Origin of the sequence: Aeromonas sp. R3-1 (assembly GCF_040908345.1) — a bacterium.
Taxonomy (GTDB): domain Bacteria; phylum Pseudomonadota; class Gammaproteobacteria; order Enterobacterales; family Aeromonadaceae; genus Aeromonas; species Aeromonas veronii.
On record NZ_JBFODN010000128.1, the window covers coordinates 14,466 to 27,575 of the forward strand.

Annotated in this window: 12 protein-coding genes and 1 riboswitch; of the genes, 7 read left to right on the forward strand and 5 right to left on the reverse strand. The window is 60.0% G+C overall.

Features of this window, described 5'->3' with window-relative positions:
• Positions 1-104: 104 nt before the first annotated feature.
• From AB5Y85_RS07785 to AB5Y85_RS07800, 4 genes are all read left to right on the forward strand, one after another.
• The gene (locus AB5Y85_RS07785) at positions 105-1,289 is read left to right on the forward strand and encodes an NAD(P)/FAD-dependent oxidoreductase (protein WP_236361566.1); all 1,185 of its coding nucleotides are present in this window, start codon (positions 105-107) and stop codon (positions 1,287-1,289) included.
• A gap of 81 nt (positions 1,290-1,370) precedes the next feature.
• The gene (locus tag AB5Y85_RS07790; RefSeq protein ID WP_368221309.1) at positions 1,371-3,044 is read left to right on the forward strand and encodes a LytS/YhcK type 5TM receptor domain-containing protein; all 1,674 of its coding nucleotides are present in this window, start codon (positions 1,371-1,373) and stop codon (positions 3,042-3,044) included.
• Positions 3,045-3,090: 46 nt separating this feature from the next.
• Complete coding sequence (locus tag AB5Y85_RS07795; RefSeq protein ID WP_042082207.1) at positions 3,091-3,822, forward strand: LytTR family DNA-binding domain-containing protein; 732 nt, start codon at positions 3,091-3,093, stop codon at positions 3,820-3,822.
• Positions 3,823-3,931: 109 nt separating this feature from the next.
• The gene (locus tag AB5Y85_RS07800) at positions 3,932-5,122 is read left to right on the forward strand and encodes an MFS transporter (protein WP_005339218.1); all 1,191 of its coding nucleotides are present in this window, start codon (positions 3,932-3,934) and stop codon (positions 5,120-5,122) included.
• Between the two features lie 73 nt (positions 5,123-5,195).
• Here the strand turns inward: AB5Y85_RS07800 and AB5Y85_RS07805 are convergent, their stop codons facing one another.
• From AB5Y85_RS07805 to AB5Y85_RS07820, 4 genes are all read right to left on the reverse strand, one after another.
• A complete protein-coding gene (locus AB5Y85_RS07805; protein ID WP_257687309.1) occupies positions 5,196-6,320 on the reverse strand; it encodes a 5-(carboxyamino)imidazole ribonucleotide synthase in 1,125 nt (374 codons plus the stop codon).
• A complete protein-coding gene (gene purE / locus AB5Y85_RS07810; RefSeq protein ID WP_042054387.1) occupies positions 6,317-6,826 on the reverse strand; it encodes a 5-(carboxyamino)imidazole ribonucleotide mutase in 510 nt (169 codons plus the stop codon). The genes AB5Y85_RS07805 and purE overlap by 4 nt, the downstream gene beginning before the upstream one ends.
• Positions 6,827-6,889: 63 nt before the next feature.
• Positions 6,890-7,192: a hypothetical protein gene (locus AB5Y85_RS07815; RefSeq protein ID WP_005321666.1), complete on the reverse strand. Its 303-nt coding sequence runs from the start codon at positions 7,190-7,192 to the stop codon at positions 6,890-6,892.
• A gap of 4 nt (positions 7,193-7,196) precedes the next feature.
• Entirely contained in the window at positions 7,197-8,123 is a 927-nt protein-coding gene (locus tag AB5Y85_RS07820; protein ID WP_005342109.1) for a sodium-dependent bicarbonate transport family permease, read from the reverse strand.
• Between the two features lie 109 nt (positions 8,124-8,232).
• Here AB5Y85_RS07820 and AB5Y85_RS07825 point away from each other — a divergent pair, with 109 nt between their 5' ends.
• The 3 genes from AB5Y85_RS07825 (at position 8,233) to murI (ending at position 12,132) form a co-directional block, all read left to right on the forward strand.
• On the forward strand, positions 8,233-9,135 hold the full coding sequence (locus tag AB5Y85_RS07825; protein WP_257687308.1) for a LysR family transcriptional regulator: 903 nt from the start codon (positions 8,233-8,235) through the stop codon (positions 9,133-9,135).
• A gap of 35 nt (positions 9,136-9,170) precedes the next feature.
• A riboswitch (cobalamin riboswitch) is annotated at positions 9,171-9,349 on the forward strand.
• A gap of 51 nt (positions 9,350-9,400) precedes the next feature.
• Positions 9,401-11,218 carry a TonB-dependent receptor gene (locus tag AB5Y85_RS07830; protein ID WP_257687307.1) on the forward strand — a complete coding sequence of 606 codons (1,818 nt, stop codon included), beginning with the start codon at positions 9,401-9,403 and terminating at the stop codon, positions 11,216-11,218.
• 110 nt (positions 11,219-11,328) lie between these two features.
• On the forward strand, positions 11,329-12,132 hold the full coding sequence (murI, locus tag AB5Y85_RS07835; RefSeq protein ID WP_257687306.1) for a glutamate racemase: 804 nt from the start codon (positions 11,329-11,331) through the stop codon (positions 12,130-12,132).
• 7 nt (positions 12,133-12,139) lie between these two features.
• Here the strand turns inward: murI and AB5Y85_RS07840 are convergent, their stop codons facing one another.
• On the reverse strand, positions 12,140-12,631 hold the full coding sequence (locus tag AB5Y85_RS07840) for an RNA-binding protein (protein ID WP_005339200.1): 492 nt from the start codon (positions 12,629-12,631) through the stop codon (positions 12,140-12,142).
• Positions 12,632-13,110: the final 479 nt, after the last annotated feature.

A 13,110-nucleotide genomic window follows, 5' to 3' on the forward strand; every position in this document is an offset into this window, starting at 1 on the left:
AAGGGCCGTTGTTTATTCTGGTGGGCAGCCACTATGGTTGTGTTCCGCCAAAGGCGATCTCGGTTCTGGCCAGGTGCCGTTTCTATTTTGATAAGTGAGTGATGATGAAGCAGGTCGATGTGGTGGTGATCGGGGCCGGTGCGGCCGGATTGATGTGTGCGGCGCAGGCGGGCTACCGTGGCCGCTCCGTGCTGGTGCTCGACAACGCCAAGAAGCCGGGCCGCAAGATCCTCATCAGTGGCGGTGGCCGCTGCAACTTCACCAACCATCAGGCGGGTGCTCACGCCTACCTGTCGGAGAATCCCCACTTCAGCAAGTCGGCGCTGGCCCGCTACACCCAGCAGGACTTTATCGATCTGGTGGACCGCCACGGGGTCAACTATCACGAGCGCACTTTGGGGCAGCTGTTCTGTCTCGAGAGTGCCAAGGATATCGTCGATGTGCTGCTCACTGAGTGCGACTGGGCCGGGGTGACCCTGCAGTTCCAGACCGAAATCCTCACCGTCAGCAAACAGGAGGAGGGCTTCCTGCTGACCACCAGCAAGGGTGAGATCGGCTGTCACTCGCTGGTGGTGGCGACCGGCGGTCTCTCCATGCCCAAGCTGGGCGCTACCCCGTATGGCTTCAAACTGGCGGAGCAGTTCGGCCTCAAGGTGCTGCCGACCCGCGCAGGTCTGGTGCCCTTTACCCTCCATCAGGCCGAGAAAGAGGCCTTTGCCGATCTGGCGGGCATCAGCCTGCCGGTAGCGGTGACCGCCGAGGATGGCACTCGCTTCAAGGAGGCTATGCTGTTCACCCACCGCGGCCTCTCCGGCCCCGTCATCCTGCAGATCTCCTCTTACTGGCATGCGGGTGAGAAGATCCACATCAACCTGCTGCCGGAGCTGGATATTCCGGCCGCCCTGCGTGAATGGGCGCAGGCGCACCCGGCGCAGGAGCTGAAAACCGTGCTGGGGCGCGAGCTGCCAAAGCGCTTCGTCGACAAGCTGGTGGAGCTGGGTCAGCTGGTCAGCAAGCCGATGCGCCAATACAACGAGCGGGAGCTTGAAGCGGTGGCCAATTTGCTGGGTGACTGGCAGATCCTGCCCAACGGCACCGAGGGGTATCGCACCGCCGAAGTGACCCTGGGCGGCGTCGATACCAATGAGCTCTCCTCCAAGACCATGGAGGCGCGCAAGGTGCCGGGCCTCTACTTCATCGGCGAAGTGGTGGACGTGACCGGCTGGCTCGGTGGCTACAACTTCCAGTGGGCCTGGTCCTCCGGCTGGGTGGCCGGTCAGTACTGTTGATGTCGTTGGGGCTGGTTTATCCGGCCCCGATTTATTGGTCAGGGTTCGGGTGATCGGTCGGGTTGCCGCAAGGGGGCGCAGATGCTTGAGAATCAGATGATGTTGTTGGCGGTGTTCGAGCGGGCAGCGCTGATGCTGATGACCCTCTTTTTCCTGACCCGCACCCGGCCGTTCCAGCGGCTGTTCCAGAAGCGGGATCACACCCCGGCGGAGCTGGTGCTGGTGGCCTCCATCTTCGGCCTGTTTGCGGTGTTCAGTACCTACACCGGCATTCCGGTGGAGGGGGCGCTGATCAACGTGCGGATCATCGCCATCATCTCCGGCGGCATTCTGTTTGGCCCCTGGGTCGGCATTCCGGCCGGGGTTATCTCCGGCCTGCATCGCTATCTCATCGATATGGATGGCCACACCTCCATCCCTTGCCTTATCGCCAGTATTATCGCCGGTCTGCTCGCCACCTGGCTGCACCTGCGCTGCCGCAAGTCGCGGCTCTGGCTCTACGGCATTCTGGCGGGGATGCTCTGCGAAGGGCTGACCATGCTGCTGATCTGGCTGCTGACCGAGCCCCACGAAGTCGGGGTGGAGATCGTTAACCACATCGCCTATCCGATGATCGCCGGGGCGCTCTGCATCGGCCTCATCATCAAGCTGGTGCAGGATCTGGATGACGAGAAGGAGCTGATTGCCGCCAAGCAGGCCAAGCTGGCGCTCGATATCGCCAACAAGACGCTGCCCTTCTTCCAGAACATCGATCGCCACTCCCTCAGTCAGGTGTGCGATGTGATCCGGCGCGACATCAGCGCCGATGCGGTGGCCATCACAGATACCCATGACGTGCTGGCCTATGTCGGGGTGGGCAAGGACTATTACGAGCTGGACGAGCACCACGCCATCAGCGGCATGACCCAGCAGGCGGTGCTGCTCGACCAGATCATCATCAACAACGATCTGCGCCAGTATCACCTCTCCGATTTCCACTCGGTCATCATTATTCCGCTGCGGGAAAACGGCTCGGTGAACGGCACCCTCAAGATCTACTACCGCCGCACCCACAGCATCACCAGCTCCCTGCGGGAGATGGCGGTGGGCCTCTCCCAGCTCATCTCCACCCAGATGGAGGTGTCGCGCATCGAGCAGCTCAAGGAGATGACTCGCAAGGCGGAGTTCACCGCGCTGCAGAGCAAGATCAACCCGCACTTCCTGTTCAATGCCCTTAACGCCATCTCGTCGCTGATCCGCATCCGGCCCCAGCAGGCGCGCCAGCTCATTGCCAATCTGGCGGACTACCTGCGCTACAACCTCAACAAGGGGGATGAACTGATCGACATTCAGGAGGAGCTGCAGCAGGTGCGCGACTACGTGGCCATCGAGCAGGCCCGCTTTGGCGACAAGCTGGAGGTGGTATTCGAGGTGGACGATGTGCACATTCAGGTACCGAGCCTGCTGTTGCAGCCGCTGGTGGAAAACGCCATCCTGCACGGCATCCAGCCCCGTAGCGCGCCGGGTCGGGTCACCATCGAGGTGAAGCAGCTGGCGGGCGGCATCCGGGTCTCGGTACGAGACACAGGTTACGGCATCAGTCAGGCGGTGATCGACGGGGTAGCCGCCGGGCGGGTGGAGAGCCGCAGCATCGGCCTGATGAACGTGCATCAGCGGGTCAAGCTGCTCTATGGCGACGGCCTGCACCTCAAGCGGCTGGAGCCGGGTACCGAAGTGAGTTTCTATCTGCCGGATCAGGAGTCGATGCCATGCTGAGTGCCATCATGGTTGAGGATAAGTGTGTGCCGCGAGAGGTGTTGTCATGCTGAAAGCCATTATTGTCGAAGATGAGTATCTGGCTCGCGAGGAGTTGATCTATCTGGTGAATCAGCACAGCCAGATCGAGATAGTGGCGAGCTTCGAGGATGGGCTGGAGGCGTTCAAATACCTGCAGGATCACGAGGTGGATGTGGTGTTTCTGGATATCCAGATCCCCTCCATCGATGGCCTGCTGCTGGCCAAGAACCTGCACAAGTCGAGTCACCCGCCCCACATTGTCTTCGTTACCGCCTACAAGGAGTTTGCGGTGGAGGCGTTCGAGCTGGAGGCGTTCGACTACATCCTCAAACCCTACAACGAGCCGCGCCTCATCAGCCTGCTGCAAAAGCTGGAGCAGGCGGGCAAGTCGCAGGCGGGGCAGGGGAGCGAGCCGGGGGCAGCGCACAATCGCACCGTCAATCTGGTGAAGGGGGAGCGCATCATCGTCACCCCCTGCGAGCAGATCTACTACGCCGAGGCCGACGAGAAGCTCACCTATGTCTACACCCGCGACGATCGCTACGTGATGACCATGACCATCAGCGAGTTTGTCAGCCGGCTGCCTGCCGAGGGGTTCTTCCGCTGCCACCGCTCCTACTGCGTCAACATCAACAAGATCCGCGAAATCGTCCCCTGGTTCAACAGCACCTATCTCATCCGACTCCATGATCTGCCGTTCGAGGTGCCGGTCAGTCGCAGCAACATCAAGGCGTTCCGTCAGCTGATGCGGCTCTGATTGTCATTCATTCCCGCCGATCTGCATTTCATGCCTTAATCGATCGGCGCGAACTGCGTCTTGCCTATAGTGGCCTCAATTTCCTTAAGGCCATCGACCGAGACGCATCATGACCATCGATCTGAACCGCACCCGGTACCTGACACTGATCGGTACCATCATCACCCAGTTTGCACTGGGTTCTGTCTATACCTGGAGCCTGTTCAACGCCCAGCTCTCCGACAAGCTGGACGAGCCGGTGAGTCAGGTCGCTTTCGCCTTCGGCCTGCTCAGCCTTTCGCTGGCGGTCGCCTCCTCCATGGCGGGCAAGCTGCAGGAGCGATTCGGGGTGCGCAACGTGACCCTGGGTGCTGGCGTGCTGCTCGGCATCGGCTTCTTCCTCACTGCCCATGCCAGCAATCTGGCGATGCTCTACCTCTGCGCGGGTATTCTGGTCGGTTTTGCCGACGGTACCGGCTACCTGATGACCCTCTCCAACTGCGTGAAGTGGTTCCCGGAGCGCAAGGGGCTCATCTCCGCCTGCTCCATCGGGGCCTATGGTCTCGGCAGTCTCGGTTTCAAATACATCAACCTGCTGCTGCTCTCCAGCTCCGGCCTTGAGACCACCTTCCAGCTGTGGGGGCTGATCGCCATGTCCATGGTGCTGGTGGGCGGCATGCTGATGAAGGATGCGCCCAAGCAGGCCGCTTCCGTGCAGCAGAGCGAGAGCCGTGACTTCACTCTGGCGGAGGCGATGCGCAAGCCACAGTACTGGATGCTGGCGCTGATGTTCCTCACCGCCTGCATGAGCGGCCTCTACGTCATCGGCGTGGCCAAGGATATCGGCGAGAAGATGGTGGGTCTGCCTGCTGTTGTCGCTGCTAATGCCGTCGCCATCATTGCCATGGCAAACCTGGGTGGCCGTCTGGTGCTGGGTATCCTCTCTGACAAGATGTCCCGTATCCGGGTCATCACCATCGCTCAGCTGATTACCCTGGCGGGCATGGCGCTGCTGCTGTTTGTACCGCTCAATGCCAACCTGTTCTTTGTGGCGGTTGCCTGTGTGGCGTTCAGCTTCGGCGGCACCATCACCGTCTACCCCTCGCTGGTGAGCGACTTCTTCGGTCTCAACAACCTGACCAAGAACTACGGCGTCATCTATCTGGGCTTTGGTCTGGGCAGCATCATCGGCTCCATCGTGGCCTCCCTGTTTGGCGGCTTTATGGCGACCTTCCACCTGATCCTGGTGTTGCTGGTGGTGGCGCTGGTGCTCTCCCTCACCATCCGCCTGCCGGCACCGGTAGCGGTGGAGCGGGCCTGATAAGTCTCCCTGCCATAGCAAGCAAAAACAGAGACCCGGGCCATGCCCGGGTCTTTGCATTTCCGATGCTCGATCAGCGTGGCGCCAGTCCCAGCAGCTGGCGGGCCTGACGGCAGCGCTCCTCCACCGTTGACCACTCATCACCGGTTACCGTGATATGGCCCATCTTGCGGCCGGGGCGGGGTTCGCCCTTGCCATAGAGGTGCAGATGCAGGCCGGGCAGCGTCAGCAGGGCGGCCCAGTCTGGCGTGCCGTTTTGCCAGAGATCCCCCAGCAGGTTGATTAACAGGGCGGGGCGCACGGCGATCTGCTCTGGCAGCGGCAGATCGCACAGGGCGCGCACCTGCAACTCGAACTGGCTGTATGCAGCGTTGTCGAGGCTGGGGTGACCCGAGTTGTGGGGGCGGGGCGCCAGCTCGTTGACCAGCAGGTGGCCTTCCACCAGAAAGAATTCCACCGTCAGCACCCCGACGTAATCGAGGGCGGCAATCAGTCGCTCAGCGATTCCTTTGGCTTCGCTCTCCAGCACCGGCACATTGGCCGGGGAGCGAGTCTGATCAAGAATGCCGCCGCTGTGCCAGTTCTGTACCAGCGGCAGGGCTCTGATGGCGCCGCTCGGACTGCGGGCCAGGGTCAGGGCAAACTCCCCCTCCAGCGCCAGCCGTTGTTCCAGCACGCAGGGCACGCCACTGGCTGCCAGCGCCGTCGCCAGCTCATCCAGATTACTCACCTGCCACTGTCCCTTGCCGTCGTACCCTTCGCGGGCCGTCTTGAGGATGGCGGGGAAGAGTTCGCTGGCCTGTGCGGGGATGGGCTCTTCCGGCACTAGCGCCAGATAGGGGGCGACCGGGATGTTGGCTCCGCGCAGAAAGGCTTTCTCTTCACGGCGATCCTGACAGATGCGCACCGCGCTGGCGCCCGGGCGTACCGGCTTTTGTTTTTCGAGCAGGGCGAGGGTGGTGGCGGGCACGTTCTCGAACTCGCAGCTGATGGCCTTGCAGCGGCTGGCCAGATCGTGCAGGGCAGCGGTGTCGTCATAGGGGGCGACAATATGGTGATCGGCAGCGGCACCGGCGATGCTGGCCGGATCGGGATCCAGCACCACCACCTTGTAGCCGAGGCGGTGGGCGGCCATCACAAAGTAGCGGCCAAGCTGACCGCCGCCGAGCATGCCGAGGGTGGCGGGTGGCACAATCATGTCGGCTCCTCCAGTTGCAGCGCCAGCACCCGATCTCGCTCGTGGGTGCGGAAGTCGTCGAGCTGCTGCCGGTAGCGGGGGGCGTCGTCATCCCGGGCGACCGAGAGCAGGGAGACCGCGAACAGGGCGGCGTTGGCAGCCCCCGCCTCGCCGATGGCGAAGGTGGCGACCGGCACCCCCTTGGGCATCTGCACGATGGAGAACAGGGAGTCCATCCCCTTGAGATGGCGGGAGGGGATAGGCACCCCCAGCACCGGCAAGGTGGTCTTGGCGGCGACCATGCCCGGCAGGTGGGCGGCGCCACCGGCCCCGGCGATGATGGCGCGCAGACCGCGCTCGCGGGCAGTGGCGGCATACTCGAACAGCAGATCCGGGGTGCGATGGGCCGATACCACCTGTGCCTCGTAGGGCACGCCGTGCTCCTTGAGGATGCGGGCGGCAGCCTGCAGCACTGGCCAGTCGGAGTCGGAGCCCATTACCAGGCCGATCAGGGGAGGGGTGTTCATTTTCTCTGAATCCTTGGTGTTAAACGTTTGCTTTTGGTAAACAAAAAGAGCCGGCAAGCCGGCTCAGAATTTCTCGGGTCGCACGATTTCGACCGGTTGCAGAAAGGCGATCATGGCGTAATCGGGGTAGTAACGACTCTGCAGGTGGGCCAGCAGCCGCTCCGCCTGCTCCCGGCTGCAGATCGCCTCCAGCCGGATGTTGCCGCTCTCGCTCCAGCTGGCGTTGCGCTCGCCATGATCGCCACGGCCGCGGGCATCTGTGATGGTGTAGCCGCGCAGCCCCTCGCGGGTGAGGGTGCGCAGCAGGGTCGGCTCCAGATTGGCTTCCGTGATGACGGTCAGCAGGGTGCGGGTCTCGGTCTGCATGTGGCTACTCCGTGAAGTGGCGGGCCCAGCTGTGGTAGAGCGGGATCCCTAGCATGATGTTGAACGGGAAGGTGACCCCCAGCACGGCGCTGAGGGACAGCCCCGGGTTGGCCTGAGGCACGGCGATGCGCATGGTGGCTGGCACGGCAATATAGGAGGCGCTGGCCGCCAGGGTAGCCAGCAGGGTCAGGCCGCCGAGAGATAGCCCCATCAGCTGGCCAGCTGCCAGCCCCAGTCCCGCCGAGGCGAGCGGCATCAACAGGGCGAAGCCGAGCAGGAACAGGCCGTGGCGGCGCAGATCCTGACACTGACGGGCGACGATGAGGCCCATCTCCAGCAGGAACAGCGCCAGCGCTCCCTTGAACAGGTCGACAAACAGCGGTTTGAGTGGGGCAATCCCGTCCGGCCCGGCCAGATAGCCGATGGCCATGCCGCCCAGCAGCAGGGTCACCCCTTTGCCGAGGAAGGTCTCGTGGGCCAGCATGCGCCAGCGGGTCTCGCGACTGATGCCGCGGGCCAGCACTATACCCACCAGAATGGCGGGGATCTCCATCACCGCGAGGAAGATGGAGAGCTGGGATTCAAAGCTGATGCCCCGTTCGGTGAGCCAGTTCACTCCGACCGCGAAGGTAGCGACGCTGACCGAGCCGTAGTGGGCGGCGGTGGCGGCGGCATCCACCCGGTTCATCTTGAGTCGCAGCACGGCAAAGCCGAGCAGGGTCTGCACCACGCCGAGCAGGATCACCAGCGCCAGTTGTGGCAGCAGAGGTTGCAGGGATTGTTGGGCCAGACCAACACCGCCCTTGAGGCCGATGGCCAGCAGCAGAAAGAGAGAGAGGGTGTCGTAGAGGGCAGGAGGCAGTTTGAGCTCGGAGCGCACCAGACCGGCCAGCAGACCAAACAGAAAGAAGAGTACAACAACGTCCAGCATGATGGTTCGCAGGGCAGTTCAGATAATGGTTGCATGCTAGAGCGCGCAATGTTTCGATAAAATCAGATTCTCGCTGATGGTTGTTCGGTAAAAACTGATAGGGAACGGCATGCTCAACTACAAACAGCTCTACTACTTCTGGCATGTGGCACGCAGCGGCAGCGTGACGCAGGCAGCTGAACAGCTGCACTTAACGCCGCAGACCATCAGCGGTCAGGTCGCCGAGCTGGAGCAGTCCCTCGGGGTGGCGCTGTTCAACCGGGTGGGGCGGCGTCTGGTGCTGACCGCCGCCGGACGGCAGGCGCAGGAGCAGGCGGGGGCCATTTTCTCGCTCGGTGCCGAGCTGGAGCACACCCTGCGCCACGCCAGTCAGGAGCTGACCATGCAGGTGGGGATCGCCGATTCGGTACCCCGCACCCTGGCGTTCGAGCTGCTGGCTCCCGCCATGGCGCTGGTGACGCCGTTGCGGCTGGTGTGTCACGAGGAGCGGGCCGAGCAGCTGTTCAGCGAACTGGCCCGCCACAAGCTCGACATGGTGCTGATCGATCGCCCGCTCCCTCTCGACAGCGGCGTGCGTGGCTATAACCACGAGCTGGGGCGCAGCCCGCTGGCGCTGTTTGCCAGCCCCGAGCTGGCGGCGCGGGCGCGGGACGGTTTTCCCGCCTCGCTGGAGGGGTTGCCGCTGCTGATCCCCGGAGAGAAGTCTGCCACCCACGATCGGCTGCTGGAGTGGTATCGCCAGCAGGGCATTCATCCCCATCTGGTGGGGCAGTTTGATGACTCCACTCTGATGAAGTCGTTCGGCAAGGCGGGGATGGGGATCTTCCCGGCACCGCTGGCGATGGCTGACGAAATTGGTCGCCTCTACGGAGTGGAGCGAATTGCGACCCTCACCGACGTCACACTCTCTTACTATCTGGTCTCGGCAGGGCGCCATCTCTCCCATCCCGGGGTGCAGGCGGTAATGGAGGGGGCCCAGCGGCGGCTGGCGGCGCTGGCTGGCAATAAATAGAAATCTGGATGGCTATACATCCAGCTTGGCTCTGCCTATAATCCTCCCGCTTTGGCGCATCATGCTTAATAGGGAATCCGGTGAGAATCCGGAGCTGGCGCGCAGCGGTAAGGGGGAACGAAGCGACATCAGGGCACTGCCGTCAGGCGGGAAGCCGTCGCCGTAGGCTATCAGCCCCCGAGCCCGAAGACCTGCCAGAGTTCGTATTTCGGGCCGAGAGAAACCGGCCACGAAGTAGATACTTACGCGAACTTAAGGATCTCTCATGTCGAAGAAATTTCTGGCGGCTGCCCTGTTGCCGACGGCGGCATTTGCCCAAACCACCATCCCCATCAATCCAACTCTGGTCATTACGGCCAACCGCGTGGAACAACCGGTCAGCTCGGTGCTGGCGCCCGTTGTGGTGATCGATCGTGCCGAGATCGAATCTCGTCAGGTTCAGAGTTTGCCTGACTTGCTGAAAACCCTGCCCGGCGTGCAGATGGCGACTCTGGGAGGCCGGGGGCACATCAGCAGCCTGTTTGTCCGTGGAACCAACTCCAACCACTCTCTGGTCTTGATGAATGGTCGCCCGATTGCCGCCATGGTGGCGGGCACGCCCGATCTCAGCCAAATCCCGCTCGGCAATATCGAGCGCATCGAGTATATCCGTGGCCCACGAGCGGCAGTGTATGGTTCCGATGCCATTGGCGGTGTTATCAACCTCATCACCAAAACATCCGCCAAGAATGGCAGTGAGATACATTTGAAGGGTGGTGCTGGCAGCAATGGTTATGGTCAGGGTGAGCTAAGAACGGTTCAGTCATTGGGCCAAAAAACCGATATGAACATGCTGATCGGCTACGAGCGTACCGATGGATTTGATGTCGTAGCCAATACCAAACAGCCGGATCGGGATGGCTTTAATAGCAAGAATGGTCAGTTCGGACTGAACCATACATTCAACGATGCATGGAGTGCTGATTTCAATGCCCAACGGTATCAGAATTTGACTGAGTTCGATGGCCGATATGATCAACAACAGGTAGACACATTCCAGTACGATGGTGGGCTTAAGTTTCAGAGCAAGGCGCTAACCAGCCGCTTGGAAGCTAGCTATGGTGAGAACTCATCGAAGAGTTGGGAGGAAAGCAAGGGGAAATCCAGTGCTGATCCAACCCATACCGGAATGACCAACATATCCTGGATAAACAGCTGGAGTGGTATTGAGGATCTGAACCTCACCGGTGGCGTTGATTGGCAGCGGGAGCAGATGAAGTCGGACTCACGCTCTGGGGGACAGTCTTTTACTGTTCCTGATCGAGACAATACTGGTGCCTTTGTTGTTGGCAGCTATGTTTGGCGTCCGTTCCTCTTTGAATTGTCTGGCAGAACAGATGATAACCAGCAATATGGCCGCCATAACACTTGGTCTGCCGCCAGTGGGCTGGATATCGATGAGCACCACAACGTACGTTTGAGTTATGGGACTGCTTTCAAGGCCCCAAGCTTTATGGATCTTTATTATGGCGTGCCAGCTGAGTTAAAGCCGGAAGAGAGCAAAAACTTGGAGTTGGGTCTGTCAGGTCGCTATTCGGTATGGGGCTGGTCTGTAAATCTCTATCGCAACCGCATCGACAATCTGATTTATTGCCTGACCAGCATGAGCTACACCTGCAACCCCAAAAATACCACGGCGGATATCAAAGGAGTGGAAACGGAGCTCGGCATCGACACCGGACCAGTGCATCATCGTTTGAGCTACGACTACACCAGAGCCAAAGATACGGGTAACCAGGATTTGCAGCTGCTGCGTAGAGCTGAACATAAAGGCAGCTGGATCGCAGATACCCGATTCGATGCCGCAACACTAACTGCTGAACTGCTCTATGTGGGCAAGCGCTATGACAACAACTGGGCGACTAGCCAGCGGGTGGAACTCAGTGCCTATACGCTGTTGAACCTGGCTGCCAGTTACGAGTTGACTCAGCAATTTACCTTGGGTGGACGTATAGATAACTTGTTCGATCGTGATTACGCCCCCGCTTATGGTTACGCATCGCCGGGTACCGAGTTCAAAGTGACTGCCGACTACCGCTTCTGATGCTTTATTCGGTTCATCCTTGAAAAACCCGGGCCCTGCCATTGGCAGGGCCTTTTCTATTGGCGGCAGGCGGGAGTATGATCGCCGCCTTGCACCAAAGGGGAGCTCAAGTGGCCAATATTCTCGTGTTTGATTCCGGTATGGGTGGCCTGACCATCTACCGCGAGATCCGTCGCGTTCTGCCGGCACACAACTATTTCTACTGCTTCGACAATGCCAACTTCCCCTATGGTGAACTGAGCGAGCCCGCCCTCATTGCTGCTTGCACCCGCTTGGTGACCACCATGGTGGCCCGTCATCAGATCGATCTGGTGGTGATTGCCTGCAACACGGCCAGCACCATAGCGCTGCCGGCCTTGCGTGAGGCACTGGATATTCCCGTGGTGGGGGTGGTGCCAGCCATCAAGCCCGCCGCTGCACAGACTCGCAACGGTTGTATCGGTCTGCTTGCTACGCCGGGCACCGTCAGCCGCGACTATACCCATGAACTGATCGCCCAGTTTGCTCCCGGCAAGCAGGTGCTGCTCAAGGGCACCACCGAGCTGGTCATAGAAGCCGAACACAAGCTGGCGGGCCTGCCGGTCAATATGGCGCTACTGCGCGAGGTATTGGCCGATTGGCTGGAGGGGGAAGAAAAGCCGGATACGCTGGTGCTTGGTTGCACTCACTTCCCGCTACTCAATGAAGAGATTGGGCAACTGATGCCGCAATGTCAGCTTATTGACTCGGGCAGTGCCGTTGCCAAACGGGTGGCCTGGTTGCTGAACAATGGCGGGCATGCCACCGTGCAGTCTATACATATAGAAGAGGTAATTGCCAGGGCTTACTGTACCCGGCTGGATGGGGAGGCTCAAAAACTGACAGCCCCCTTGCAAGCATGGGGGCTGTCATCACTGGAAGAGGTGAAGTACTGACGAGCGGTTAGGCGTCAGTTTCGCTACCTTCTCTTTCCTCTTTATCACGTTTGTCATTCGCTTCACGCACCTTGAGGGTGCGCTGCTGGTACTCTTTGTCATTCAAAGCGGCAATCGCCTTGGCGGCATCGGCGGCGGGCATCTCCACGAAACCGAAACCTCTGCGCTTGCCGGTTGCCTTGTCTTTCATCAACCGTACGGAAATGACCTGGCCCTGTTCGGCAAACAATTCGCGCACTGCGATCTCATTGGCGCGATAGGGCAGGTTGCCTACATATAAGGTGCAAGTCTCCTGATTGGCGATCGACTCGGCAACATTAGCCGGGGTTCGCTTCAGGAACAGCGGTACCACGAAACCGCCGATGGCCAGACCTGCTGCAAAAATCACTTCCGCTTTCAAAGAGAACTGCAGGGCCTGGGCAACCAGGTAGCCAACCACTGCCAATACCAGAGCAAGGATTGCGGCCTGCATATATACGGGAAACTTGGATAAATTCATCTTAAAAGACCTTTTGTAAATGAAAGCAAAAAAGGTGCAACACTATATTCACCTCCATGGTAACCAGCTTTCCTGATTGGCGCTACCATGGACCACTCGGGAGAGGTTATCGGCTCCAGTATGGCATTCCCAAGGTCACTAAAGGCGACATAAATGACGCTAAAATGGGAGTGAAATAACCGGATTGTGGATAACATTGTATATATACACTGAATAAGCTGTTTCTAATTGAATAATTTGAAATTTTCGTGATTATCTTCAAAAAAAGTCTTGTCATCGCAGCGCGGCTCCCTATAATGCGCCCCTACCAGCACGGCGGAACACGCCGAACTGATGAGCCAGCTTCCTGGTGAAGTGGGCGCCGAAAGAAAAGCGAAAACAATCGCTTGACTTTCGAAGTGAGAAGCGTAATATGCGCCTCCTCAACGCGACAAGCGTGACGCTCTTTAACAATTTGAATCAAGCAATCTGTGTGGGCA

Coding starts and splice junctions, on each gene's coding strand:
- AB5Y85_RS07840 (WP_005339200.1), bottom strand. CDS start 12,631: ATGAATTTATCCAAGTTTCCCGTATATATGCAGGCCGCAATCCTTGCT.
- purE (WP_042054387.1), bottom strand. CDS start 6,826: ATGAACACCCCTCCCCTGATCGGCCTGGTAATGGGCTCCGACTCCGAC.
- AB5Y85_RS07820 (WP_005342109.1), bottom strand. CDS start 8,123: ATGCTGGACGTTGTTGTACTCTTCTTTCTGTTTGGTCTGCTGGCCGGT.
- AB5Y85_RS07785 (WP_236361566.1), top strand. CDS start 105: ATGAAGCAGGTCGATGTGGTGGTGATCGGGGCCGGTGCGGCCGGATTG.
- AB5Y85_RS07800 (WP_005339218.1), top strand. CDS start 3,932: ATGACCATCGATCTGAACCGCACCCGGTACCTGACACTGATCGGTACC.
- AB5Y85_RS07815 (WP_005321666.1), bottom strand. CDS start 7,192: ATGCAGACCGAGACCCGCACCCTGCTGACCGTCATCACGGAAGCCAAT.
- AB5Y85_RS07790 (WP_368221309.1), top strand. CDS start 1,371: ATGCTTGAGAATCAGATGATGTTGTTGGCGGTGTTCGAGCGGGCAGCG.
- AB5Y85_RS07830 (WP_257687307.1), top strand. CDS start 9,401: ATGTCGAAGAAATTTCTGGCGGCTGCCCTGTTGCCGACGGCGGCATTT.
- AB5Y85_RS07825 (WP_257687308.1), top strand. CDS start 8,233: ATGCTCAACTACAAACAGCTCTACTACTTCTGGCATGTGGCACGCAGC.
- AB5Y85_RS07805 (WP_257687309.1), bottom strand. CDS start 6,320: ATGATTGTGCCACCCGCCACCCTCGGCATGCTCGGCGGCGGTCAGCTT.
- AB5Y85_RS07795 (WP_042082207.1), top strand. CDS start 3,091: ATGCTGAAAGCCATTATTGTCGAAGATGAGTATCTGGCTCGCGAGGAG.